The organism is Endobacterium cereale (assembly GCF_009617585.1).
GTDB classification, from domain to species: domain Bacteria; phylum Pseudomonadota; class Alphaproteobacteria; order Rhizobiales; family Rhizobiaceae; genus Neorhizobium; species Neorhizobium cereale.
Map to the genome: position 1 here is coordinate 41,846 of NZ_WIXI01000039.1, position 25,345 is coordinate 67,190.

Below are 25,345 nucleotides of genomic sequence, written 5' to 3' on the forward strand. Positions count from 1 at the left end.
GTCAGGTTACTTCTCCGGTGTTTGCAGGCCGAAACCAGCCTTAATGCCAGCGCCAGGACCAAACGCCGCCTTGCCTTTTAGTCTCGCGCCGACTTTGCCGTCCTCGAGATCACCCATCTCTCCCTCCACGGCAAGCGCCCCGCCAATACTTGCTTCTCCACCAATTTCAACAAAAAATCCCCAGTCCCATTCCTTGCCGACTTTATCAAGTCGGGTGTCCCACTCCGCCCACTCTGCTACGCCGTTGAAGGAATGTACGACGAAATTGATCGCGCGTGCAGGAGTGACGGATACCCCTACTCCGCCATTGATCTGTCCAAGCGTCGCGTCTATGCCTGCCTTGCCAGTGGTAACGAAGGTGGGAGAGCCGTTGTAAGTGCCGACCTTGATCCCAGCTTCGAGGGCCCCCTCCAATTTCCCGACCTCAAAGCCGCCCTTTGCGTTGAGCAGCCCGTCTTTGTTAAGAGTGCCCTCCCCCTCGATCAAGCTTACTGCACCGGACACTCCTGCCTTCGCGGTGATGTTCGCGTTGCCGCCGACCCAGTCGTCCGACCCGGTATAGCCGACAGTCGCCTTGCTTGAGGCGTTGAAGACACTCATCTTGCCCTGAGCAAAGCCATCCTTGTCCTCAAGGACTTTGTAGGACTCATCGTAAAACTTTTGATCGAGGTTCGAGCCGGCTTCGTACTTGCCTTTGATTGGCTTTCCGGTTTCCTTGAAAGTTGAAGTGTGTCCCTTTTTACTCTCGGTGGAACCGTCCTCGTATGTCGTCCGGGATCGTTCGTACCCTTCTTCGGATTCCACTTTGCTTTTGGCCGAAGTTTTCACCTCCGGATCGTGCGTCTCGTCCTCGTCTTCTTTTTTCTCTTCCTGTTTGATTAGTTCGTTAGCCGGCCGCTGTTCAGCTTCCTTGGCAACCTGCTGGGGATCCCCTTCCGTCTCGATATGAGATGCATCGGTAGCAAAACCGTCCGAAGACAACATCGTATTCTGATGCTCGCGCGGTGTCTGCTCGCCAAGCAAGGGACCTGCCGCCCCGTCGGTCGTGGGGGAGAAGCGCCAGGGTTTTAGGTAGGAGCCTGGCTCATAGCCAGGCTTGTAAGGTGGACGGACGCTCTGTGTGGCTGAAGGTGTGGGGCAAAACCCTTCCAGGTCCTTGCGCACCACCTGACGCAATGCCTCTTCTTCCCGCGAGGAACGCCGAAAGAGCGGCGGCAAGACAGGCCCGAAATTCGGGTTTCCGCGCCAATAATCGAGATTAGAAGCTTGTGATTGGTTTTTGTCGCTCATGACGATTAATTCTCGTCAATACGATCAGCCTGGAAACGGATCCGCTTTGCCTTGATCGTCACATCGCCTTCCTTAGACATCGTAATCAAAACGTTTTCGCCGACGCGAATGTTGAACTGGTGACCAACATTGATGTTATGAACTCGGCCGATATCCGCATCATACCGCCCCCTAACGATCAGGCTCATTTTCTTGCCTACCGTCGTTTGAAGGAGGTTGCCAACGATCGTAGACTTCGCGACGCCGACAATTTCCGAACTCCCACCATGAACTATCTCAGATTTGTTCTTTTCAATGAACATCTGATAGTTGCCCTTGGCAAAATTGAAGGGGTCTGGAATTCGCATCTTCTGCATGAAGTCGGAAAAATTACCAAACATGTTCATGGTGCGCGACAAGAGGTATTCGGTGAGTTTATTCTGCCCGACAGCTATAGAAACGTTGCCCGTCACAACCTGCTCGTAGTCACCACCGACGAAACCAGTCTTGTCGTTTGCCACGTGCTGATGGCGGTCATGCTCAATCCGCTCTCGAGTGTCGTTGAGAACGTGAATGTCGTGGTCCTTCTGGGCGTGCAGGAACAGTTGCTCTTTTCCGGCTTCATCCTCGAAGGACATTTCATTGAAGCCCTGCCCCTTGTGCGTATTTGATCGCATCACCATGCGCGTCTTGTTGGCCGGCAGATCGTAAGGCACACCATTGGCCGTATTTGGCACAACACCCGTTACCAGCGGCCGATCGGGATCACCATCGACATAGGCCACCATCACTTCCATGCCGATGCGCGGAATGGTCTGGCCACCCCAGCCTCCACCCGCCCAGGTCTGTGCCACACGCACCCAGCAGGTGTCAGATCCGTCCTTCTTGGCCTTTCGGTCCCACGGGAACCACACCTTGATCCGGCCGTACTGGTCCGGGTGGATTTCTTCGCCTTCGGGACCGGCGACGATTGCCACTTGTGTACCTTCAATGCGCGGGCGTTTGGTTTCACGGTGAGGCGTCATCGGCACGCGGGAGGGGACAGCCTCGAACTCGTTGCGATATTCCGGTTCGTTGCTGTTGGTTTCGTAAGAGCGGTCCACCACCGTCTGGATCGACTTGATGATCACATGTTCTTCGTAGGAATGATCAGGATGGGCGACTTCATACGGTGTAAAACGGCGGCCGGTTTCGATGATCCGGCTGGTGGAGGCGCCGAACACGCGGTCGTGGTCGGCTTCCGACGCCTGGGCGCGCAGTTTTTGCGCTCGTTCGGCTTCAGCAACCGAGGAGATGCGGGCCGGGTATTCGTAAAGCTCGCGTTTGGTCGCATCCGGCATCTGCACCAGAGACGGCGTCATCGTGCCCGGCACCATGCGGGGGGTCTCGAAATTCCAGTCGGCGCCGGCGCGCTGGCCCGGCACATAGGAAAAACGGCGGGCCCATTCATTGATGTGGTTGCGGTCGGACGAGCCTTGCGCGAGGCGCACTCTCTTTTCACCCTGCGCCGAGGCTGATGGGCCGAGCCAGCCATTGGCGGTATCTGCCACATGCAGCTTGTGTTTGCCGTCTTCGTGGCTGAACCAGTAGAACAGGCCGTCTTCCTCAAAACGACGGCAGAGATAGTCGAAGTCTCGCTCGTTGAACTGGACAGAATAGTGTTGTTTGGGCGGAGATGTAATCACGCCTGACGTATCCGGTGCGGGAATGCCATGTTCGGAAAACAGGATTTCGGCGATCTCGATCGACGTCTTGTCCATCCAGATACGGCAATCGGAACGGCGTGTGAGCAGCCACATCTGCGGGCGCAGCACCATGGCATAGGAACGCAGGCCGCGTGTGATCGGCGGGCCTTCGTTGAGTTCGGTGACCAAACCGTTGAACGGGCGACGGATGGCCGGGATATCCTCGCCGTCACCCTGCTGTACCTCGACGGAGACATCGAGCAGGCGGCCGATCAGGTCTTCCGGCTTGATCTGCTCCTTCTTGGTGCGGGCGACGAGATGGATCTCGAACAGGGAGGAAATGCCTTCCTGGATCGTCACGCGCTCGGCCAGAAGCTGGTCTTCTCCCAGCGGAGAGTTGATCTTGAGAATGCGGCTCGCCTGGATGAAATCGGCGGCGGAAGATGCATTGTCCATGGTCGGCTCCGGCAATCTGAAAACCAAGAAAAACACCATAGGAGCCACGAAACGGAAACCGATGATGCGAAAAAATGCACGTCTTAATCGCCGCGAAAACTAGAGCCGCACTCCGTCAGGTCAACCCTGAATGGGCAAGGTTTCGCAGATTGGGGGAATTTACGGAGCCTAGCAGTTGCAAAGGCCGCCGAGAAAAGCGGACATTGTCTGTTGCAAAAATCGGCGAGACCGGCATCTTTGGTGCCGCGCTTCGATCGATCCGGTTTCGGTTTGGGGTGCGGCATGAGGCAAGGCAGACAGACGGGCGAACAGTTGGCCAGGAAAAAAGACGACAGGCAACCGATCGCGCCACCCGCAGATGATGCCGACACCTATGCGCTCAATCGCGAAGAGCCAAACGAGCGGCGAGGCGGCGGCTGGACAGTAGCGATCCGTCGGCGCGGAAAGAAGATCGTGCGGCTGTTCAAGGACAGTATCTACGGATCGTCCGATGCCGCCTATGCCCAGGCTCGCGCCTATCGAGACGCCATCATCACCGCCCTGCCCCCGCCGACCAATCTCGAACAAGCAGTCAAGATCCGCAAGAACAACAAAAGCGGCATCTCCGGTGTGCGCCGGGTCGAGACCGAAGAGGGTGACGTCTGGCAGGCGACACTGATGACCAATGAGGGCCAGAAGCGTGAAAGTTTTTCCATCGGTCGGTTGGGTGAGGAAGCTGCCAAGTCTATGGCGATTGCGCAGCGCATGCGCTGGCTGAAAGCGCTGCCTGTCAAACATCTGGCCTATGCCCATCATGCCGAAGAGATCACGCGCCTGAACTTTGACCACCAACTTGATGTCGTTGCCGATGTGGCGCCGCAGGTGCAGATCAGTGAGGGAGAAGTCGTTGCCCGCATCGCCGAGGTTAATGCCCGCTTTGATGCCTACCGCCCTCCCCGCCTCAAAGTGCGTGTCAAAAGCTATGGGCCGGCACGGCTGGCAGTCGCTGTCTCCGATGGCGGTTCTCCGGCCAAGCGCAAGCTGGCGCATGTTAACACGGCAAAGATGATGCATGGCGGCGCGCTGGCCGCTGCCGGTAGGGTTCGCGAGGTCGTTGAAGAGATCTACAATGCAGACGTTGCCCGTTGGTTTGTCAGTGAGCATGGTAATGCTCTGCTGGCGTCGGATTGTTTTGATCCAGCGATCGGTTTCAATGTCACTGTCTGGGTGCCGGTGGAGCTGATCCGCTGATGTCGCAGAAACGCAAACCGGCAGCATCACTCTCCTCCGTTGACCGCCGCGCGGCCGAGCTCGATACGATCGCTGCCGTTCTTCCAATCGATCGCCGTGACGAGCTCGCGGAGCTGCTGACCGATCAGGATGTCGAAACGCTCCGGCATCTGGTCAATGAAGGCATGGGTGACAATACGCTGCGTGCCCTCACCTCTGATCTTGCCTATCTGCAGGCGTGGTCTCTGGCATCAACAGGCGCATCCCTGCCTTGGCCGGCGCCGGAGGCGTTGCTCTTAAAATTCGTCGCCCATCACCTGTGGGATCCGAACAAGCGCAACACCGATCCCGATCACGGCATGCCGGTTTCCGTCGAGCAGAACCTTCGCGCCCAGCGCTTCCTGAAATCCACCGGTCCTCACGCACCCGACACCGTGCGCCGGCGGCTTGCCTCGTGGTCGACGCTGACCAGATGGCGCGGTCTTACCGGTGCCTTCGCCTCCCCTGCTCTCAAGTCGGCAATCCGCCTTGCCGTGCGGGCCACGCCGCGACCACGTAAACGCAAGAGTGCCAAGGCTGTCACAGGTGATGTTCTGGCCAGGCTGCTGGAGACCTGTGGAAGCGACGGTCTTCGCGATATCCGCGACCGTGCGATCCTGATGGTGGCCTTTGCCTCCGGTGGCCGCCGGCGTAGCGAGATTGCCGGACTGCGAAAAGAACAGCTCACCAACGAGCCACCCATCACCACCGAGGATGGCACCACCCTGCCCTCGCTTGCCATCCATCTCGGCCGCACCAAGACATCCGGTGCCGACCACGATGAGGTCGTCTATCTCACCGGCCGGCCGGTCGAGGCACTCAACGCCTGGCTCGAAGCGGCCCGCATCGACACAGGCAGCGTTTTCCGCGCCATTGACCGCTGGGGCAATGTGTCCAAACGCACGATCGATCCGCAATCCGTCAACGATATCGTCAAGCAGCGGGCAAAACTTGCCGGGCTGGAGCCTGGGGAGTTTTCGGCACACGGATTGCGGTCAGGTTATCTGACTGAGGCTGCCAATCGTGGCATTCCACTGCCGGAAGCCATGGAACAATCCCGTCATCGGTCGGTGCAGCAAGCATCCAGCTATTACAATAATGCTACTCGGCGCAGCGGGCGAGCTTCGCGCATGCTTTGAAGGCAGTTTTTGCACTCACATTACACTCGACTGGCAGGCCATCCCTCACTTGCTTCAGGAGGAGCGGGCCTATGGAACGGCTGCCACGCGCAATGTTCGAAAAGTTGATAAGGGGAGCGAGTTTTTTAACTCCGGGTAGCTCTAACGCAGGCCGCGCTAACGGCCGGCAAGTTATTCGCCACTGCGATCGAGGAGCAGAATCTTTGTCAAAGTGTTACGGGAGCTATAATCAAACATATCGTTAGGAGGATTCCGCTCGCTTCGCTAATCGTCCACCATGTAAGATCGCTCACTCTGTCGTTCGGGTCCAAAGCTGCTTAGTCGTACTACAAGTGATCAATCAAGCGTGGGCTCAGCGGGGGCAGAGGATTCCGGGTATGGATTGTCGTCAGGAACTTGATTGCCCGCGCAACAACATCTTCCGCCAACTAGATATTGTTCGCTGCCAAATCGCTGGAGGCGAATAGGGTTGCCGTATCAACAGATCGCATGGCCATCTCCAGCGCATCATCCCCTGCATCTCGTGCCCAGCGCGCATTCCGCTCAAGCGATTTTCCCAGCACAACCTGGCCCTGTCGGGGAGGCAGATCGCGCAATTTTGGGGGCTTTGTATCCGCCGCTTAAATCGATCTCCATGTTTTTGTCCTGCTGAACAGGAACGGAACGGAGCGGCGCACAGTAGCCGTTGACATCGCGGTCTGCGTAAACTCATTGTGCTGCCGGCAGGACGGAGTGAGAAGCCCATGCGTTGGTTCATCGAAACAGTGCGCAACCGCGGGGAAGACCAAGGCGTTTACGAAAATTGTCTGGCGGCGCCAGATTCTCGTAAGGATGCGGTTTTATTCATTGAATATTACATGCGGCTCTTCCCACACCGTGGCTACAATGAGGAACACGATTATTGGTGGGCTTGGGACGATGATGACCCGAACCGAGTGCACAGATGGGTGTTCCGCGATAATGCTACCGACCTATCCTGATACGCTCTTGTCAGCTCCGACGACAACGAGGTCCTATCCAAGTTCAATTTGGAGCTGTGATATTTGAGTTGTGGCGGAACACTCATACCGAATGATCGTATCTCAGGCCCAGCAATGCGATTGACACCAGCGCTGTTTCGGAGGCTAGTCCTGCGGCTCTATCTCGCAGCCGCGAAGAAATTCCTTCGGTCCATCATCATGAAGTAAATGAGAGTGTCCGAGAAACAGATCCATCGTGCCTTTTGGTTTATGGACAAAGAACAACCCCGCCATTTCTGACGGGGTCCGTGTGGGTGCCAATGCGAATTAGCGAATCATGAGTCTGAAAACACTTGGCGCATAGTAGTAACCGTCGCTGTGGCGGCGGTAACCTTTGCGTTGCTCACGATAGCCGCGGTGACCGCCCCAGTATCCGCGGCGGTCACGCCGATGTTCAGCGCGATCCCGGCGGTCCCGATCGCGTCGCCATTCGCGACGGTCATGGCGGCGCTCCAAGCGACGATCATCGCGGTACTGCGCAAGAACGACGCCGGAAGTAATCTGTGGCTGATGAGCTGCAACAGGTGCCGCTGACGCCATGCCAAAGCTTGATACTGTCATGACAGCAGCAACGATAGCTGTACCGATTCCCGAAAAAACTCTTTTCATGTACATGCCTTTCCAGTGTAGGCCGCGAACATGCTCCCTTGGTGATGAACCGAATATGAACCTACCCCTAGATTGAAGTGGTGCCCGCTCTGCTCCTGGCCATATTGTTGGCGATGCAAACAGACACGTTCGTCGCGACTTAAGCTTCGTTATAGTCTCCCCAAGTACGTGTGCCGCCTTCTTTGCCACATATCTCTAGCGATCGTTCTTCCGATATATGCTGCCTGCCTCGATTTTTACCGCACCAAGCCAGGCATCGCGTGCCCCGACCGGTCGGCCTGCCAGATAAACGAGCTCGTCATGTTAATGTCTCCGTCCGGGCGCTCTGGGCCGGTACTGTCAATCCCATCGTCAAGCAGCGAGCGGAGATGGCGGGATGGAAGCCTCAGGAGTAGTCCGCCCATGCGCTACGGTCCGGCAATCTGACCGAAGCCACCATCGTGGTATTCCCCTTCCCGACGCCATGGAGCAGTCGAGACACCGATCGGTGCAGCAGGCTTCAAGCTACTATAACCATGCGACGCGGCGAAGCGGCCGCGCGGCTCGCATGCTATAGACCGACCGTCATCCCCAACATTCCGGTGCAGCAAGAGAGCATGCGTACCGTTATACGGGCAACCGGCCTTTGCAGTCACATCATCTGATGACATATCGGAAAGCGCTGTCGTGCAGCCACTGTCCCCCCGCTGTACGTTGCAAATCCCCTCTGGAGGCAAGGCCTCTCACCTTAAAGGGCTGCGTTTTGTGGCCCTTTTCTCCTTTTCGCTGAGGTCGACCTGCGAGATCTCGAACAGTGGTGCCCGGTCTCGCGCGTAACGGTCGGCCGCCCGCTGAAACCGTCGGCGCGGTGCGCCGGAAGGACCTACGAAGATCGCCGAAGTTCCGACAAGCATTGACCGCTCCAATCAAATCCTGCAGATCTTCATGATGCATGATCAAGATAACGAAGCAGGAGCGCTCGGCCCGATCGCCCAGGAACTTATGAAACTGGCGGCCGAGCTCCACGATCTGGCAGATAAGCCACTGTTCGAGTTCGAGGAGGTTGCTAATGACGACCAACCTCTGCCTGAGCGCGTTTCGGCTTCCTGACCGGACACCAATATTGGCCGCCGAGGTAAACAGGCAATTCGTTGCTAGCGACGTATGTCGTCGGGGAACACTCGCAGGCCTCTGTTAATTCACAGTCAGCGCCCTAAACTCACGCTATGGGAAAGCTCAAACAAACTCGTCCAATTACATCTGACCAAGCCGTTTATTACCGGAAGGGGGTCGAGGCCAAGTTGCTCGAGCTCGTAGCCGATGCCGTCAATGCCGGCTGGAGCAGAACCGAAACCCTTCTGGTAATCACGGAAGTCGCCCAAAATCTGGCACGCCGAAAATGCGGCGATGGGGAATTGGAAGACGTCCTAGCCGTCGTCGAAAACATGCGCGGCTGATCGTCCACGTTAAGCGTTCGATGCGGGGTCACAGGAACAAAATCAGTGCTGCTTGCTTCGGGTCTCACCAACGAAGGAGAAAACGATGCCGGAACTCAATCAGATAACGGAAGCACCAAGCGTGCAGCTGAATATTGAAGACGGGACTGCGACCTACCTATTTCGCGAGCAGTCCTACATTCTTCCTGGCACTTACAACGATATCGATGCAGCGCGCGCGGATGCCGAAGAACAGTGCCGCGGACTGGGATGGTCGGGCCCCTATTTTGAAGACCCGGCCGTTTCCGTGCAGCCACCGACCGACGCCGGACAACAGTACTGAGCGTTCCGGGGTCTCACAATGGACACCTTTCATCTCAGGTGTAGTTGCAGCGCTTTGCCTAGACCGTCTTTTGATGTTGCAGCGAGGGAATTTAAATGAAGAAGACGCCGCGGTGTCCCGCGACGTCGGTATCTCGATCGTAGCCTCAGAACTCTTGCCAGTTATCTACCGCAAGCGCATTGGCACCTGACACCATCGCAAATCGCGGCTTGGATGACGGTGTCTGATGAGCGGCTCTATGCAATTTCGCATTCGTATTTGCGGTGTGAGACATTTTGAAACGGCCGACGAGCTCAGCAAGGGCGGCCGCCTCTACTGAAAGCTTGTGCGTGGCAGCAGATGTCTCTTCCACCATTGCTGCGTTCTGCTGTGTGACCTGATCCATCTGGTTCACGGCCGTATTGACCTCGGCAAGTGCGGTGGCCTGCTCTTGAGAAGCCGTCGCAATGGAATGGATGCGATCGTTAATTTGGGCGACGTATCCGCTGATCTCCGTCAGAGCGCCGCCGGTGTCCTCAACAAGCGTCACGCCTGACTGAACGCTGGTCGCTGAGCGCGCGATCAATATCTTGATGTCCTTGGCCGCGACGGCTGAGCGCTGAGCCAATTCACGCACTTCCTGAGCGACAACAGCAAATCCCTTGCCCGCTTCGCCTGCGCGAGCAGCCTCGACACCTGCGTTCAACGCGAGCAGGTTGGTCTGGAAAGCGATTTCGTCGATCACGTTGGTAATTTGTGCGATCTCATTAGAAGCCGTCTGGATTTCCGCCATGGCTGTAACTGCTCGCCCGACGACGTCCGATGATTTGACCGCACGCTCTTTCGCCTCGGATACGATCCGTGTTGCTTCATGTGCCCGATCAGTGGAGGTGCGCACCACGGTCGTGATCTGATCGAGAGCAGCAGACGACTCTTCAAGTGCTGCCGCTTGCTGTTCGGTCCGCTTGGAAAGGCTGTCCGACGAGGAGCGAAGTTCCTCGCTGTTGCCATTCAACGTGTCGCTCGCATTCCTGATTTCTCCAACCGTCCGCTGGAGGCTCGCTATCGTATTGTTGACGTTTTGCTGAAGCTGAAGAAAGACACCCTTGAAATCGCCCTTCATATTCTGCGTCAGGTCACCATCCGCGAGAAGACGGACAACGCGGTTGGTTTCGTCGATGCCATTTTCAACTGATGAGACGAGCGTGTTGATGTTTGCTGCGAACTGATCAAGACCCTCGTCGCCGTAGTTCGTACCCACGCGCTTCGAGAAATCGCCGGCTGCTGCGGAGGTGACGACAACCGCCATTCCCTGCTGCAGGCTATCGCTCTTCGCACGCATCGCCGTCTCTTGGGCATTCATCCGCTGCACTTCGAGGCCGTTCTGCTTAAACACCTCGACGGCTCCCGCCATCTCACCGATTTCATCGGTACGTCCTTGGAAAGGTACCTCGGTATGAAAGTCGCCACTGGCGAGTGATTTCATGACTGAGGTCACGGTGCGAACAGGATTGCTGATCTGGTGGGTCGCAATATAAAACGCGATTGCACAGCCGCCGGCTAGGCCAACCAATGTGACGGCTGCCATAATCATCAGGACATTCGCCTGAAAGTCTTTCAGATCAGCACTGATCTGGACGAGCTTTGCCTCGTCCTGACTGACGACGTCGTCAATGTCTTTCTGGTAGCTCTTGCGGTTTGCGCGATTTGCGTCTGTGTTGCCATGCGCATTAGATGCTGCGGGACCATCCGTTACAGCAACACGTGCGGTCTCGGTGCGGAACTGGGTGAACGCCGACGCCCCTTGGCGCAGCTCAGCGAAATCCGTCTTCTGATCAATAGGAACCAGCGGTTCCCATGCATCGAGCAGTGAATTCATCTTCTTGAGCGATGCCAAAGCGCCATCGGCAAAAGGCTTGGCTTCTTCGGCAGAAGTCGCCGCGTACGTTCCGCGAAGATCCATCACGACCGCAGTTACAAGCCTGTTGAGAGCTTCGCCGTTTTGCGCGCGGCGGGCCGCATTCTCAAGGCGGTCAACACGGCTGTCGTAGACGCTGAGGGTGTAGAAACTGATGCTGCCGATAGCGAGCGCAGTAAGCGCCATCACCGCGACGATCGAATAGATCTTGCCACGAATATTCATGGATGCTCCGAGGGGAATTTGGTTTTTTAGGGGGGAGCCGTCATGGCTTCGATGTCTCTTGATTAGCTGGAGATGATTAACGAAGCATCAAAAAAACGTGATCAGCGATCGGTGTCGGGCGCGGCCTTGTTGCGCAACGTAGCAGTTTCCATGATGTCGCCGCTGCTTTGGGCCATTCTGGCCGCCGGTGCTAGGTTAGGACATGCCCTTAGGCCACCCGATCCTGACTACATAGCCGTACAGCCGACTTAACCTGACAAAGCGAACCTGCTCGCATGAGCGAAACCTTCTGTACGATCGCGGACCAATTAGCGTGCTTCGTACTATCACGGGAACTTGCGCATTTGCTGGCCGTTATTGGGCCGCAGATTTGTAGGGAGTAGTCAAATGCCAGGGCCGAATTCGCGATGGGAACGACCCGTTGAACTATCAACGCCGGGAAACGGATCTTGCCAAATTCGTGGACCGTTTGAAGCTCTCGCTCACTTGAGTGAGAACTGGCCTGCGCAACAGGGCCTACAATTCGTAAAGGCACGAAGCGCCTGCCGCGGTGCACTGGCGGGCCACAAGACAGTCGAGGAAGCGCGCACTGCGTTCGAAGCGGCAGCCGCCGAGGCTCGCAAACATTTCGACGGCCGTCGCCACCGACAGTCGACCGGATACTAAAGCGTTTCCAGCGATTGCAGCAAACTTGGTCTTTTTGATTAGTCAGTTTGGGAAAACGCGCCTGCCGCCGGCTGCATTCCAAGCAGCTCTAATGCGTTCTCTGCAGCTGCCCCGGAGGCGGTGTTGTCGAAGACACACCACGCGCCCGGTATCAGAAGCTTTGAAAAAGTCCGCAACTCGTCAATCGTGTAGCTCGAGTAGTAGATTTTAGGCCTACCGTGCAGGCGAACATACCGTGGTGGTCCACTTAAATCTGCCGCTGTCCATACCACAGCTGGATCGGCTAAGACCGGATCGATGCTGTAGGTATTCAGGAGATCCGCAGCTTCCGCCGACTTCCAACTTTTGTGCCTCACTTCAATCGCGATCTGTCCTGCGTCCGCGGCCCGCATAGCCTTGAAGGCGGTCTCGATCAGTTCTTCATCGAAGGCGAGCGACGGCGGCAGCTGACATAGAAGGGGGCCGCGTTTATTCCCAAGACAGGCTATGTCTTGAAGAAAAGCCTCCATCGGCACTGCGATGTCGCGCATTGCTCTGATATGGGTGATCTCTTTCGGCATTTTTACTGAAAACTGAAAGCTCTCCGGCACGGAGTCAGCCCACCGCGCAAAGGTAGATGATTTGTGCCGACGGTAAAAAGTCGAATTGATCTCCACCCCGTTGAATACCGACGCATATCGCGTCAGACCGCTACCTTCCTCGCTAAAGCGCTCCGCCACGGTTTTAGGGAGAGCCCAAGCAGCGGTTGCTATGATTGTCATGATCGGCCAGCCTCAACGTCTATAGTGAGTCGGCCCGGTGGTAATCGGAATGGCTGACACACAGTTCTAGGATACTACCGCCTCAAAACGCCGGCCGCATGATCATCCCCTGTTGGCACCCGTCTTAGGAAATCCTCTGCCGTCGAGATTCCCAGTTGCACCGAAAACCGGTCACCTAACAGTTCGAGCGAAGCATCATGCGTCTCGTCAGCGCCGCTGCAAACCGCATCTTTTAGTAGGACAACCCGGTAGCCAAGGTCTATTGCCCCGATAGCCGTCGCCAAGACACACACGTCCGTTTCCCCACCCGAGATTGCTAGCGTGTTACACCCCTCCCCTGCCAAAACCCGATGAAGCTCTCCGGTTGTCCAGGGCGAATAGGTCATCTTGTCAAATATTCTCGCCGGAGGAACCAAGGCCTTCAGCGCCGGCACAAGATCGACTATCTCCGGTCCGAGAACCTCAAGCGTCATGGAATCCCATTTTTCGTAATAGGCTCGCCAGGTGCCGGGCATGTCCTGCGCACGCTTCGGCGGGACAAACCGCGTGAAGATTGTACGATGCGGATATCGCTGTGCCACCTCCAGCACTTGTGGAGAGACATCGCGCATCCATGGCACGTGCCACGGTGTCTCCTCCGCAAACATTCGCTGCATATCGATACAAAGATGGATCCAGTTGGCGTTTTCCATAGCTTGCCTCCGGCCGCACGAACTGTCGAAATTATCGTTGGTTCCACTTGCTAATCAAAGCAATCTGTAACCGCTGAAGCGGTATGTCGCCCACGGGATCAGCGCCCGAGTTAGGTCAGGTTCACTCGTTCGGTGCGACGGGGAGGGAGCGTTTGTGCGCACTGGCACGATAGGTCTTCAAGATCAGTTGCCGCGCATAATCTCCAACTGGTTTTCCTTCTAGGAAATCGTCAATCTCTTCGTACGTGACCCCGTAGACCTCTTCATCCGGACGAAGTGGCTTATCGGACTCGAGATCGGCGGTTGGAACCTTGAACACAAGGGCGCGGGGTGCGCCTAAATGTTCCGCAACAGCTCTCACCCGCCGTTTGGTTAATCCTGAAAGTGGCAGAATATCAGCTGCGCCATCCCCGAATTTAGTGAAGAAGCCCATGAGCGCTTCTGCCGCCTGATCTGTCCCAATCACTAATCCCCCGGTTGCACCTGCCAAGGCAAATTGTGCAATCATGCGTTCGCGGGCCTTGATGTTCCCGAAATGGAAGTCCTTTCGAGCGGCATCAACGAGATCGGCGCCGTCGGCCATTACTGCGGCAAGCATCGCGTCAGCAGCTGGCTTGATATCGATCGTCAGGACACGATCAGGTTTGATCACAGCCAGAGATCTCTGGGCATCCGCCTCGTCGGCTTGGATTCCATAAGGTAACCGGGCGGCTATGAACCGGGCCTCGTAGCCGTCATCGCGAAGTTTTGTGACTGCGGCCTGGGCAAGCAAACCAGCTACAAGCGAGTCCACCCCACCACTGATCCCCAGCACAAAGGTTCGGCCGGATGCTTTTTGCAAATAGTCACTTAAGAAGCCAATCCGCCTCGAAACCTCCCGTGCTGCATCAAAATCGGCAGTCACGCCAAGAGTTGTTGCGATCGATTTTTGTTCTTCGTCCATTTGCAAACCTGCACATCGAAAAGGGTAGATGGGATAGGAGGTGAAAAGCTTAGGAGAAAAGCTGTTCTTCTTTCCAAGTGCGGTAGGGCGCCAACATCTGCCCGGGGTAACGCCGTTCGATTTCTTCCTCGACGAGCGTAATCATGCCAAGGGTTTCGTCACGATCCTCAGCAGCCGTTTCGCTGCGATGTTCGAGCGCCTTCATGGCGGCGAAAACTTCGTCAGCGGTCATCACCTCAAGTTTAGCTGCGAGTTCCGCAGGGTCCTCGTAAACGTAATTATTGGTGGTCATGATGCTCTCCTGCCTTTGGTGAGGAACCTCCGTCGGATCATGATTGTTCCCTGCTGCGATGTCCAACGACGTGCTGCGGCCGTCCGATTCGTTTGTATGCGAGCAATCACATAACTATGTCTGCTATCCGATACGCCGCGCCTCCTCACCGCCATTCGCCCGCAAGAGCGCCATCAGTACCGGCCCGAGTGAAAACTCGCCGCGCCGGCTACGTTCCGTCAGATTGCGCAGATATCCGCCGGCGGAATTGATGTGCCCTCCCCTCTCGAGGATGCAGGCGATTGTCGCGGCCGCATTTTCGGGCCCCATCACCTCGCAAGCCTCCTGATAGGCTGAAGGACTGACGCCGAGCGCAGATCGGGCCACCACAGCGGCCCCCATCAGGTCGCGCCAGCTGGCGATTTCGCCGCCGGGTCCGTAATCGGCGATCTGCGGGCAGGCCCGCATCACCATCCCAAGGGGAAATGCCTTTATCGGCTCGGCAACACGGATCCTAATTGGCTCAGGTTTCGCCCTCTGCTCTTTTCCGGAGCTAGGTTCAAGTTCATAGCTGGATTCGGGATTTGAATTCTGTATGTGGCGCCCATTCTGGACGTCATTGCTGTCTGTTTTTTGAGATTTTAGCTGAATTTCCAGACGGTTGAGGATTTCCTCGCGCAAAAGTCCCATCTCTTCGAGGGTATTTTCGACTTGGGCGCGGTTCGGCGTGCGCGGAAGGCCGGCGAGAATGGAAACATACATCGTCTCGATCATCTCCCAATCGCCGTCAGCGCCCTCTTCCATGGCCGCGGAAATCAGCTTGCGAACGTCACGGCGGCAGATCGTCAGTGCTTCTTTCGAGCGACGAAACGCCCTCCCTTCCTCCGCAACCTTCTGTGCTAGGCCAGCGAGTTCGGCCGCGCGAGACACCAGGGGCTCGAGATCGAAACCGAAAGCCTGCTCGATCTGGCCGCCATTGTCGCGATGCGCGTACCGTTTGCCATTCGGGCTGTCACGGCGATGGATCAGGCCAGCGTCGACGAGGGCTGCCAGATGCCGACGCAAAGTCGTGCCGGCAATGCCGTGCGCACGGATCGACAGCTGGGCGTTCGATGGGAACACCACCAGGCTGCCATCCGGCTTCAGCTCATTGCCCGGATAAAAGGTAAGCAGCGCATCGAGCAGGGCGACGGCGCGGTCCTGCAGACCGAGCATTTCTCGCGCTTCCGCGACATCGCGAAACACTTTCCATTTTTCCACGGCCCGTTCCGGCCGAGGTCCGGCCGCATCCAGTTGCCCTTTCACCAGGGCAAGCGTCATCGGCCGCCGCCCGAAGGGCGTCGTCACATTTCCTATCTGCATCGTCCTTCACCTTTCGAAAGGCAAAAGAAGTCCGCTCACCAAAACGGTGCCAAAGACTCTTGACTGAGATTCATGGAAATGCGATTCTTGATTTGCTTAAGATCGAGAAGGGCTTCCACGACGGCGTCGTTTGGGGGCCTTTTTCTTTTGCGGATCAGTCTCCACTCGTTCGTTGATCTTGTTCGAAGGCCGCATACAGCCTGTCGAGGTTTTCTGTGAGATAGGCGCCAAAAGCTGCGGCCTTATCTGAATTCTTTGGAGCCTTCAGCGCAATTGTTACGCGCTTGCCATCCCCTTTGATTGACGCTCGAACCGTGCTTCCGGAACTTTCCCAAATCGTATCTTGAGATTTTACGGTCGTTCCTGCGGCTGCCGATTCTTTCGGGACCAATTTCTCCAGCATCTCGAAACGCGCTTCGGGCGTGGCCAGTCCGAATTCGGGTCGAGCCAGGACCGACCGCGCCTTGTGTGCGATATCCACGCTGTTTAGCGCACCGCCAAGTGCGTACCACCGATCACGACCCGGTCCCCGCGCAGCTTTGACTGCATCGAGAATATCCGCAGGAAACCTTTCGATCGCAGAGAGCATTTTCGATACAGTCGTCTTGTCAGCGCCAAGGGCCAGCATGATCGTCTCTCGGCCGAAGCTGCCGACTTCAAGATTGTGCGCAAACAGCGCTCGCTCGATGAAAGACAGGTCCGAACGCTGAGAGTTTTCCTGTCCTTGCGCAATGACATGGTCTCGGTCTTCTAGCGACTTAACGACCGCGCGGACCGGTATTCCGAGTTCGCGTGCAGCCCGCACGCGCCGGTGGCCGAAAACGGTTTGATAGTGCCCAGGTTTGCTCGGATGCGGGCGTACAAGGATCGGGGTGTCCTGGCCACGAACTCGAATGGCGTCGACGAGATGTCGAAACTCTTCCTCGTCCATCACGACACGGTCAGTGACGAACGACGTATCGATCAAATCGGTACTGAGTTCGACTACTGTCTGACCAGAAGCCAGCCGCTCTTCGATTTCACGCGCAGCGTCAGCGCGTGCCGCTAGCTCGTCAATGCTACGTGTGACCGCACCGAGGGCGCCGATCCCTTTTGTTGTTGGGCGCAGTGCTGGCTGAGGTTTTTCCTCATGGCCCTCAGTCGTCGTGACCTTGGTCTCATCAAGGAGGCCAGACAAAAGATTCTTACGAGCCATGTCGCGTGCCTTCCTGAAAGTTTACTGCGGTAAACTCGGTCGCTGTCATTTGCGCCCCCATGCTTTGTAGATAAGCTCAAGCACTTCGCCATTCACCGCATCCATCGCTTCGAGGGCACGGTCATATGTGGAGCGGGTGAACGCCGCACGCTCCACCTCGTAAAGTGTCTGATTGGTCATTGCCGCATCCGAGATTGCGACGCTTCGCAACATTGGATTAACGAGAACATGGTTCTTGAACATGGCGCGCATGAAAGCGACCATCTGAGTTTGCGGCCCGTCCTGTGGATCGTAGCGCGTAACGAGATACCGGAGCCAATCCAAATTCATGTTTGCGCCAACATCTTTAAGCGTGCTCAAGATATCGCCCAACATCTGCAGGAACTGGCACATGCTCATGACGTCCAGCATCTGCGGATGGACGGTAATTAGCACTGCCGTCGCCGCGCAGATCGCGCTCATGGTCAAAAAGCCCAGCTGCGGTGGGCAATCAATCAGGACCACGTCGTAATCATCGGCCACCGATGACAATGCCTCATCAAGGCGTGCGAAGAATATACGACCGTAGCTCTGACCCTGCCCCTGCGCGAGAATGCGCGGAGTGTCGTGCTCGAACTCCATCAGTTCAAGATTGCCAGGGACGAGGTCTAGGTTCGGGAAATTTGTCTTGCGGATTATCTCGCTCAGCGGTCGCTGCTGATCATCATAACGGATCGCACCGTAAAGCGTCTCATTCTCATGGACGTCAAACTCAGGTTGGAAGCCGTGGATTGCAGTCAGTGAGGCCTGCGGGTCAAGATCGACCGCCAACACACGATGACCCGACAGCGCGAGAAATTGGGCAAGGTGGGCCGCGCTCGTTGTTTTGCCGCTGCCGCCCTTAAAATTCACAACCGCGATTACCTGCAGCTTCTCGCCTGCGCGACGGTGAGGAACATAGTGTGTTCCAGCGCGCGCGCTCTGCTCCAGGTACTGACGCATCTCCTCCATCTGCATAGCGGTGTAGGATCGACGTCCCGACGTCGTGACCTGAGGCTGCGGCCCCTTCCCTTCCAGAGACAGGTTCTTCAGATATCCGCTTGTCACGCCGACAAAACGAGCCGCCTCGGAAAGTTGAAACTCCCTGAGGTCTTTCATCGCCCTGGGGGGATACATCTCGAGGCGATGCTGCTTCAGCTTTTCGGACAGCTCCTGGGCCTGACCAATGATAAGTTGATCGACGTCAGAAATATCCGTTTTTTCGATGTGCGCTACATTCACCGCGGAAAACCCTAAATGCGTTTCTAAGCTCATGCGAGCGAGTTAAGCGCATTTAGACGCGATTCTATGAGTCTTGCAAGGAAAACAAGGTTAACCAATAGTTAACATAGGCATGTCGCTACCACTTCAGTTTACTGCGGTAAACTGTTTGGAGCCCCTCAGCTTAATCACAATAGCCTCTCGAGAGAACCAGAGAACCATATGGAGGTCGCATCTCGGTCCTCGATAAAATTGTCATCACCAATTTGCCACGCCTTTAAACACAGATGTGCACGTTGCTCTTCTGAAAACGGCGGGCGTTGGACGTCTAGAATAAGTGGGAATGTATCCAGCGCAAGCGCGATGATAGGCGACGGCGTAGCCGCTGGCGCTCTCGGCGGCGCGATGGCGGTCGGGGCTCTGGGGCTCTGGGGCTCTGGGGCGATCGGTCCGCGATCGTGTGGCTGCTGGTGACCAATGATGGGACAGAGACGGAAATTTTGTATGCTCAAAGTTCGTCTTCAATTTCCGCACACGTCAAGCTTTTGACGGAGGACAGACACATAACATCTGAAACATCAGCCAGTATAGCTACGATGGGCAGATCGTGAAAATTCTTAAAAAAGGGCAGGTCGAGCCTATCGTCGTCAATGTCGACTGTGGGCAAGGATCAGAGATGATCGGCGGACTTATATAAGGCATGTGGGACGGAACCCATTTCGAGGCAGAAACGGAAGCCCTGCTTCGCTCCTTCGAACCCGCGTCGGGAGATTTTCGCCGGGAACCATTGTACGTTGTAAGATCAGAAGCGTTATAGCCGGTGCTGTCGCAAGTGCTCTCCCGGCAGAAGCGGCTGGCGCCGCTGGCGACGTAAGAGGTTCAGCCAGCATATGGTCGATAGTCACCATTTTCGGCATGTCGTACACCCTCCGCGCATTTCCGCCCGGTGGCGATGCCTATGTGGCGCGAGCGCCTTTTGCCGAAAACAGTCCTAATATATCGGCCCCCAAATTGGCATTAACTGAAGGCGATGATAACGTCGGCGGACGCATACTTGGGCGCGGCATATGACGCCGACCGAGGTGCATCGCACGGTCGGCATGGATTATCGGACAGACTTTAAGCGGAGTTTACCGCAGTAAACTCACACGCAATCCCTTGGCGCGGTAGGAGTAAGCATAAGGAAGGCAGTATGGCTACTGAGTTTGGGAGAACGCGAACAGCGAGGACGCATCCGTCTGCGGAGATGAAGAGAGCTTGGCGTTGGTCTAACCGATGAGATCATTCCCGGTCATCTCTAACCTGCGATACCAACCGTCCTCTATGCCCGAAAGAAGTGACCAGGCGAACTCGGATCCTGCGTCATCTGGCGTTTAGAAGACAACAAAGGAGAGCATACGCCCCTAGATCAATTCCACGCTGCAGCTTTCCAAACCCGTTGGCAACGTGGCGGTATCGCTCTCCAGCTGTCGCGAAACGAGCGCGACGATCACCGGACCGAAAACCGGCTATCGGGCATAATTTCGGTCGGGACGTTTTCGAAGACAAACTTCCTCTGCAGGCCGATTCGATAAGCTACAAAGATCCCTGGGGATTTCGCGCACGCCCTTTAACGCGACCTCAAGTTCGACCCTCCGTGTAATAATAATGACATTTGCCTGCTTGCCACCACGCAATTTAGAGCCGATGTCGGGTGTGTAACTGTAATTCACGAAGATCTCAGGGGCTGAGGATACCGGGACACGGTCGAGGAGGGCCGCATCCGAAAAGTAGATTAGGCCTGCGTGTTTCTCCAAGTGATCGCCGAATTAAAGGTTTGAAGAGGTTAGGCGTTGCAAACCCTATCGGTAATAATTCGATCGCTATGTCCAGCATTGTCGACTTGCCGGAGACTCTCGGGCCCGGCATACCGCGTCGCAGTTGAGACAACGGAGGCTCATATGCCAGGATATGGAAATCCCGCCGCGTCGGCAGCTAAGGGCAATTTGGCTGGCATGGCTGTTGTGGCTTCTGCAGGCGCGGGACTGCTTATGGGCCTTGGTGAAGCTGCCAGTGCAGCAGGCGTGGCTCTGCGCGAACACAGGTATGTCAAGGCGTACAATACATCTCTGGATGCCGCCGTGGCGCACGCATGCGAGATGGAAGATCTTGCTCGTGCCGCCGTGCAGTTAGTAGCCGAACTTGAGGCTGAAAATACCCGCCTCCGGATCGCGTGCACTCAGAACCAGGAAGTCATCGAAGCGATGCTGGAGACCCTATGAGAAATAGCGACTGGCAGCTACTTCGCCGTGAGTACGGCGATATCGCATATGAACATCCCGAACACCACGCCGCGATGTTGGCTCTCATCAAAAGACCATTGCTCGTGGTGGACAACTTGAAACGGCGAGGATTGCCTGCCGAGCTGCCACTTCAGAAGCGCATGCGGTGAGGGGAGGGGGTGAGCATCATATCCATCTTTGGGCTACGTAGATGGGCGTTAACCCGTCTCAAGACATGCTCGTGCCGGTTAAGCCTCTTACTGGGCGCTTCATCGATCGACGGCAAAGCACTGGCAAATTCCGGAACGCCGTGAATTCCATGGGCCTCGCAATTCATATACTTCCTGATTTTGCCGATGCTAGCTGACGACAGTGCTCGCAGCGCGGCGTCGTCCAACTTGCGCAACGCGATACGAACGGAAGGGTCAAGCCGTGTGGGCAATGGCATCGTCGGCCTATCACCCTTGTGTGCACGGCAAAACGCCATGACACTCTCCATCCCATCCCTGTCGAGCGCATGCACTGCGGTCTGACGCTGACGAGCCTCATGCAATTCGGCGAGCACATCTTCTTTTGTGTTCTCTGGTTCGAACGGCTTCGGTTTAAGGGGCCCGCTTCCGGTGAAACCCAACAGCTCCAGTGGGAATCTGAGCGCTGCAACCCCAAAATCCCAAGACCACTTGCATAGACTTCCCATCATCGAAGCCGCAGCCGCCAAAGCTTTCGCAATCATTTTTAGCATCCAAATCTCCCCTCGTTGCTGCATTAAGATGAAGGCTATGGATGCATGGCACAAAATCCGTCGACCTCGTCCGGCTTAACCCTTGAAACCGGTCGAATTCATCATGCGGGAAAGCTTTCTCAGTAATGGTGACGTTATCCTGGATCGCAACAATCTGGGTGCCGATAATGAATGTTATCGGCACCCAGTCGCTCCCGCGGCCCATCGGTGTGTTTGGTAATCAAGGCTGCTCTACTACAGCAACTCAGATTTTCCTTATGCCGGGACGGACATTTGTCAGCGAATTTGTTTTAAAATCAAAGTAGTAGCTAAAAGCTAGGCAGTCGTGCGAGTTCGCAGGAAGCACGATGAGGGGATGGAGATTGTAGCGTATCACGCCCAGCGGACCCAACTCCCAATTCCGCTTGACCGCAGGTTGGCGAAAAATATCCCACCGTAGTCGGTCATCTCAAAATCAGCGTCTTCGGGCCTGTACTCGTGCGTCGCCCTCACTCCTCTTGTACGGTCTGCAGGATCCATGGCAATGAGGGGAGCTTTGTTATGTCCGGATAAATGGCATCGATCTGCGCCTGCAGCGCGGCGTAGACATACGGCAGTTGATCACCACGAAACGCAGCATTGTGTGAGCGCAATGCGCTAAATTCACTCCGCCGCACTTTCAGCGTGCCACGTTGCAACTCAACGAACTCGAGCTCGTAGCCGCTATTCTCGCCGTTGACATAACGGAACCGCAGCAGCCACTCGCCATCATCCGTTCTGCCGATCACCTCGACGTCGGAAACGGTGACCGGTGGCACGGAGAGATCGTCAGGTGACAAGAACGGCGTCCAGTCAAGACCTTCGAAGATTTCATCGAGGCTGTCTGCCAGGTCTATCTTTACTTCCGGATCCCACAGCATTAGCTGATGCGCAGCATGAAGGTATCGGTGGGCTGACTCGCAAACCCACGGGCGCGACCCGTCCTCGTCGCTCATTTTCCTGGCGCGAAGCCACAAATTATCTCCTGCATTGGCGAATTCTTGCGTGACGTCAAAAATTTCGATTGTGTCCTCGAAAGCGACCGAGCGTCGAACGCCAAACCGATCATAACCAGTAGGTGGCCTGTCGCCTTCATCAGGAAAGATAGCCTCCCAACAGCCGTAGCTGCGCCCATCGTCCAGCAACTGGCGCGCTCCAAGAATGGCGCGGGGGTGCACCAGGTGACGAAGTCTCGGTAGCGTGTGAGAAAGAGCGATGGCCAATGTCGGGCCGGATGCTTCGATCGTGACCTCATCGTATTTGCCGAAATACGTAAAGCTCGAAGGCGCATAGCGGGAGTGTAGACGAGGGTGATTCAACTTCTTCCGGGGCAAAGGCAGAGGTGCGGATTGGATTGAGAGTATCGGTCATCGTGTGCTTCTTTTGTACCAATTGATATAGGTGGGCGGTGCAGGCGTCATGTCGTCAGCACCGCGATGCGGCAAAATTTATGACCTTACCGGCGTGCGGTTAGGGTGTCGGTCACCCAGTCGCTTTGATCCCTGTTACGATCATGAGAGAAACGGCTGCCAGCGAGAGCAAGATCGATGTCAGCCAGCGAGGTCTCCGATGTTTCGAACATTTCCGCGTTTCGCGCAGCCTCCGCCGAAGCCAAGCTGACAAGGTGACTGATCCGGCTAAGGTCAGATGCCTTGTTTCTTGCTGCCGTCTTCGCCAATCGGTCAAGGATACTATCATAGGCAGATTTCGCCTTAAGGGCTGCAACCGCCATTTTGAGTTTCTCAATGACCATCTCGCCGACGTCATCCCTCACGTCATTGCTATCGAGCCCGTCAACGGATGCGGCTTTCGTCACAGCCTGAAGCCAACCGTCGTCGCCATAATCGAGATGCGCGTCGGTGGTCACAAGATCGAGGTCAACGTCCACCCATTCGAGCGTCTCATGGACGACAATTTGATCGACGCTGATTGAGAACGCCACATGCATTGCGGGCGTGCTTCCACCGATGTCAGCACAAAAGTGTGCTCCTACGATCTCGATACGGTCGGCCAACGGCGAGCGCAGTTTGACGTCTACAGGGGCATGATAGCTGTCCACCGATAGTTCAGAATAATCTGCAGCATCATCGACGTCTTTGTTTCGAGAAACAGAGCAGTAATGATCGAAGGCATCACTGTCATCTTGCGCGTGACCAGCGTTTTGGCTGGGGTCGGGGCCGGTAAGGGTTGAGGACTTCAGATCTACGGGGCTAGTTTTCTTCGGTGCAATGGCCATTATCGTGTTCCTTTGATTAACTGGCTTGCCGGACGGCAAAAATCGGGCGCAAAAGTTCCATGCGCCCATCGACCGCCATCAAGGAGATGGCGTTAAATAGAAGCATCGGGGATGTCAGGTGAGGGGAGGTCGATGGCCGGCGCGGTGTGTCCCGCTGGAACCAGATGTTCTAGTCCGCGTTGTCGTTGGCAGCGAAGGGACGTACCTTTTTCATCGTCGCAGCGCTTGTAACGAGCCGCTCAAGTGTTTTCTCGGCGACATTGGTGGCGATCATAGTCGTGGTATCATCAATGAGCTTTTCGACGCCGATTGAGCGCCCGGTTCGATCGTTGATTTCGATCAGAGCCATGAGCACAAGCACTAGGGGCTCGCATTCAAAGCTAGTGGCCACATCCCGCAGGCTTGCCCCAGGTGCGATGGGCAAAACCACGTCGATGTAATTAGACTCGTACTCGCCCTTGCAAAGAACAACTTCATAGCGGTTGACCAAGACGTGCAGGTTGTTATCGAGCATTGGCTTCGCGACCAAATCGCTCGACTGATTCAGGATCCACGCGGTGAAATCTTTCACGGCATCTGCCCGATCGCGAACATAGGGGTATCCGACATCGTCCGTGACCCGGAATCCATAGATATTGTCGAGATAACTCATGTGTCGGCACTCCACGCAATGTTCGTCTCACCGATCAACCAACCGGCATGTTCAAATGCTGTCGTGCATCGAAATCCCCGTCAACAACTAATATCCGAAATCAGCCAAATAACTCTCGTCAATTCGCACGAGGAGCACTTGTAGAAGTACAGAATCGCGATCCAAACATTTGATTGTTTTGTTAAACTTTTAAATGACACTCAACTGTCGAAATAACACTTTTCGTTCAAACCATTTTTCGTGAATATATACTGGAAATTTCGCAATCTCGGGCTCACCGTATTATTGCGAGGGCAGAGAATTTGCCCACGGCTCATATGCTCAGTGAAGCGCAAGGATCACCCCGTGACGACGAAATCCAAAGCCGTTCCCGCAGTTGCAGCCCCCACCAGAAGTGCCGTTGGACTACGCGGCAGCCTCAACGGCTGGACGAATGAAGAGCATCGCGATGCCCTTAAAAAAGCACTGGTCGGCACCCGTTATCATTTCACTCGAGACGGCGAACTTGTCCTGCTATCGCACCTGATGCAGGTCGCCGACGTGCACCTCGGCTGGCTCGACGCAAAACAATACGCGAGATTCAAGATTCGCATGGAGCTTGAAGAAGGAAACACAGTCTGGTCGGACGAAATCGTGCAATGGAAAGATATTGAAACGGGTATTTTTTCGGCGGGCAGCAGTTCCCAGCAGACCGTAACTACGTTGCTGAAGGTTGCACATGCGATTGACGCCGAACTTGAGGACGTTACCAGGGAAATTTTCCAGCAATTGGAAGCGGAGCTTCCGCGCTAGATCCGAATACATCACGTGATCGATTGAACCGGTGCCCTGGATGACTGTTGCGCTTTGCAGGATCGGCAACAGCCAGATTTTGCAATGATTGGTGAGGCGGTCCATGCCGACGATGGAAACAACCGCGACAATGTCGGCGGCGAAAAATCCCGACAGGGCAACGACCTATGACAAGCGCAAGGCCATCGATGGAAATCTAGGACGTACTCC

At 55.9% G+C, this 25,345-nt stretch carries 24 protein-coding genes and 1 pseudogene; 10 read left to right on the plus strand and 15 right to left on the minus strand.

What is annotated here, in order from left to right:
- Window positions 1-6 precede the first annotated feature (6 nt).
- Both GAO09_RS08415 and tssI read right to left on the minus strand, forming a co-directional pair.
- The gene (locus tag GAO09_RS08415; protein ID WP_153353582.1) at window positions 7-1,290 is read right to left on the minus strand and encodes a hypothetical protein; all 1,284 of its coding nucleotides are present in this window, start codon (window positions 1,288-1,290) and stop codon (window positions 7-9) included.
- A 5-nt stretch (window positions 1,291-1,295) separates the two neighbouring features.
- Entirely contained in the window at window positions 1,296-3,410 is a 2,115-nt protein-coding gene (gene tssI, locus GAO09_RS08420; protein ID WP_153353583.1) for a type VI secretion system tip protein TssI/VgrG, read from the minus strand.
- A 282-nt stretch (window positions 3,411-3,692) separates the two neighbouring features.
- On the opposite strand from tssI, the gene GAO09_RS08425 reads away from it, so the two are divergent.
- The 3 genes from GAO09_RS08425 (at window position 3,693) to GAO09_RS08435 (ending at window position 6,777) form a co-directional block, all read left to right on the plus strand.
- The gene (locus GAO09_RS08425) at window positions 3,693-4,640 is read left to right on the plus strand and encodes a hypothetical protein (RefSeq protein WP_235937997.1); all 948 of its coding nucleotides are present in this window, start codon (window positions 3,693-3,695) and stop codon (window positions 4,638-4,640) included.
- Window positions 4,640-5,797, plus strand: a complete 1,158-nt coding sequence (locus GAO09_RS08430) for a site-specific integrase (protein WP_153353584.1) — start codon at window positions 4,640-4,642, stop codon at window positions 5,795-5,797. Before GAO09_RS08425 ends, GAO09_RS08430 begins: the two co-directional genes overlap by 1 nt.
- Window positions 5,798-6,540: 743 nt before the next feature.
- The gene (locus GAO09_RS08435) at window positions 6,541-6,777 is read left to right on the plus strand and encodes a hypothetical protein (RefSeq protein WP_153353585.1); all 237 of its coding nucleotides are present in this window, start codon (window positions 6,541-6,543) and stop codon (window positions 6,775-6,777) included.
- 314 nt (window positions 6,778-7,091) lie between these two features.
- Here GAO09_RS08435 and GAO09_RS08440 read toward each other — a convergent pair whose 3' ends face one another.
- Window positions 7,092-7,259 carry a hypothetical protein gene (locus GAO09_RS08440; protein ID WP_153353586.1) on the minus strand — a complete coding sequence of 56 codons (168 nt, stop codon included), beginning with the start codon at window positions 7,257-7,259 and terminating at the stop codon, window positions 7,092-7,094.
- A 471-nt stretch (window positions 7,260-7,730) separates the two neighbouring features.
- On the opposite strand from GAO09_RS08440, the pseudogene GAO09_RS29955 reads away from it, so the two are divergent.
- From GAO09_RS29955 to GAO09_RS08460, 4 genes and pseudogenes are all read left to right on the plus strand, one after another.
- Window positions 7,731-7,981: pseudogene (locus GAO09_RS29955) on the plus strand (site-specific integrase); the annotation flags it as partial.
- Window positions 7,982-8,349: 368 nt separating this feature from the next.
- Window positions 8,350-8,514, plus strand: coding sequence for a hypothetical protein (locus tag GAO09_RS08450; RefSeq protein ID WP_153353587.1), 165 nt, complete (start codon window positions 8,350-8,352; stop codon window positions 8,512-8,514).
- Window positions 8,515-8,705: 191 nt separating this feature from the next.
- A complete protein-coding gene (locus GAO09_RS08455) occupies window positions 8,706-8,861 on the plus strand; it encodes a hypothetical protein (protein WP_153353588.1) in 156 nt (51 codons plus the stop codon).
- An 85-nt stretch (window positions 8,862-8,946) separates the two neighbouring features.
- A complete protein-coding gene (locus tag GAO09_RS08460; protein WP_153353589.1) occupies window positions 8,947-9,183 on the plus strand; it encodes a hypothetical protein in 237 nt (78 codons plus the stop codon).
- Between the two features lie 145 nt (window positions 9,184-9,328).
- Here GAO09_RS08460 and GAO09_RS08465 read toward each other — a convergent pair whose 3' ends face one another.
- The gene (locus GAO09_RS08465; RefSeq protein ID WP_153353590.1) at window positions 9,329-11,305 is read right to left on the minus strand and encodes a methyl-accepting chemotaxis protein; all 1,977 of its coding nucleotides are present in this window, start codon (window positions 11,303-11,305) and stop codon (window positions 9,329-9,331) included.
- A 387-nt stretch (window positions 11,306-11,692) separates the two neighbouring features.
- Between GAO09_RS08465 and GAO09_RS08470 the strand changes: the two genes are divergently transcribed.
- The gene (locus tag GAO09_RS08470; RefSeq protein WP_153353591.1) at window positions 11,693-11,971 is read left to right on the plus strand and encodes a DUF982 domain-containing protein; all 279 of its coding nucleotides are present in this window, start codon (window positions 11,693-11,695) and stop codon (window positions 11,969-11,971) included.
- A 38-nt stretch (window positions 11,972-12,009) separates the two neighbouring features.
- Here the strand turns inward: GAO09_RS08470 and GAO09_RS08475 are convergent, their stop codons facing one another.
- The 7 genes from GAO09_RS08475 to repA form a co-directional block, all read right to left on the minus strand.
- Window positions 12,010-12,732, minus strand: coding sequence for a DUF72 domain-containing protein (locus tag GAO09_RS08475; RefSeq protein WP_153353592.1), 723 nt, complete (start codon window positions 12,730-12,732; stop codon window positions 12,010-12,012).
- 74 nt (window positions 12,733-12,806) lie between these two features.
- A complete protein-coding gene (locus GAO09_RS08480) occupies window positions 12,807-13,424 on the minus strand; it encodes a cysteine hydrolase family protein (RefSeq protein WP_153353593.1) in 618 nt (205 codons plus the stop codon).
- 121 nt (window positions 13,425-13,545) lie between these two features.
- On the minus strand, window positions 13,546-14,367 hold the full coding sequence (gene nadE / locus GAO09_RS08485) for an ammonia-dependent NAD(+) synthetase (protein WP_153353594.1): 822 nt from the start codon (window positions 14,365-14,367) through the stop codon (window positions 13,546-13,548).
- Window positions 14,368-14,416: 49 nt separating this feature from the next.
- Window positions 14,417-14,659 carry a hypothetical protein gene (locus tag GAO09_RS08490; protein ID WP_153353595.1) on the minus strand — a complete coding sequence of 81 codons (243 nt, stop codon included), beginning with the start codon at window positions 14,657-14,659 and terminating at the stop codon, window positions 14,417-14,419.
- A gap of 123 nt (window positions 14,660-14,782) precedes the next feature.
- Window positions 14,783-16,000, minus strand: a complete 1,218-nt coding sequence (gene repC / locus GAO09_RS08495; protein ID WP_153353596.1) for a plasmid replication protein RepC — start codon at window positions 15,998-16,000, stop codon at window positions 14,783-14,785.
- 154 nt (window positions 16,001-16,154) lie between these two features.
- Window positions 16,155-17,195, minus strand: a complete 1,041-nt coding sequence (gene repB / locus GAO09_RS08500) for a plasmid partitioning protein RepB (protein WP_153353597.1) — start codon at window positions 17,193-17,195, stop codon at window positions 16,155-16,157.
- Window positions 17,196-17,240: 45 nt separating this feature from the next.
- A complete protein-coding gene (repA, locus tag GAO09_RS08505; RefSeq protein ID WP_153353598.1) occupies window positions 17,241-18,488 on the minus strand; it encodes a plasmid partitioning protein RepA in 1,248 nt (415 codons plus the stop codon).
- Between the two features lie 1,886 nt (window positions 18,489-20,374).
- Between repA and GAO09_RS08510 the strand changes: the two genes are divergently transcribed.
- Window positions 20,375-20,695, plus strand: a complete 321-nt coding sequence (locus GAO09_RS08510) for a hypothetical protein (RefSeq protein ID WP_153353599.1) — start codon at window positions 20,375-20,377, stop codon at window positions 20,693-20,695.
- Window positions 20,696-20,846: 151 nt separating this feature from the next.
- On the opposite strand, the gene GAO09_RS08515 is transcribed toward GAO09_RS08510, so the two are convergent.
- From GAO09_RS08515 to GAO09_RS08530, 4 genes are all read right to left on the minus strand, one after another.
- Complete coding sequence (locus GAO09_RS08515; RefSeq protein WP_153353600.1) at window positions 20,847-21,437, minus strand: hypothetical protein; 591 nt, start codon at window positions 21,435-21,437, stop codon at window positions 20,847-20,849.
- Between the two features lie 488 nt (window positions 21,438-21,925).
- On the minus strand, window positions 21,926-22,774 hold the full coding sequence (locus GAO09_RS08520; protein ID WP_209018649.1) for a hypothetical protein: 849 nt from the start codon (window positions 22,772-22,774) through the stop codon (window positions 21,926-21,928).
- A 137-nt stretch (window positions 22,775-22,911) separates the two neighbouring features.
- Window positions 22,912-23,691 carry a hypothetical protein gene (locus GAO09_RS08525; protein ID WP_153353602.1) on the minus strand — a complete coding sequence of 260 codons (780 nt, stop codon included), beginning with the start codon at window positions 23,689-23,691 and terminating at the stop codon, window positions 22,912-22,914.
- 169 nt (window positions 23,692-23,860) lie between these two features.
- The gene (locus GAO09_RS08530; RefSeq protein ID WP_153353603.1) at window positions 23,861-24,343 is read right to left on the minus strand and encodes a hypothetical protein; all 483 of its coding nucleotides are present in this window, start codon (window positions 24,341-24,343) and stop codon (window positions 23,861-23,863) included.
- 345 nt (window positions 24,344-24,688) lie between these two features.
- Between GAO09_RS08530 and GAO09_RS08535 the strand changes: the two genes are divergently transcribed.
- Window positions 24,689-25,135: a hypothetical protein gene (locus GAO09_RS08535; RefSeq protein WP_153353604.1), complete on the plus strand. Its 447-nt coding sequence runs from the start codon at window positions 24,689-24,691 to the stop codon at window positions 25,133-25,135.
- Window positions 25,136-25,345 lie beyond the last annotated feature (210 nt).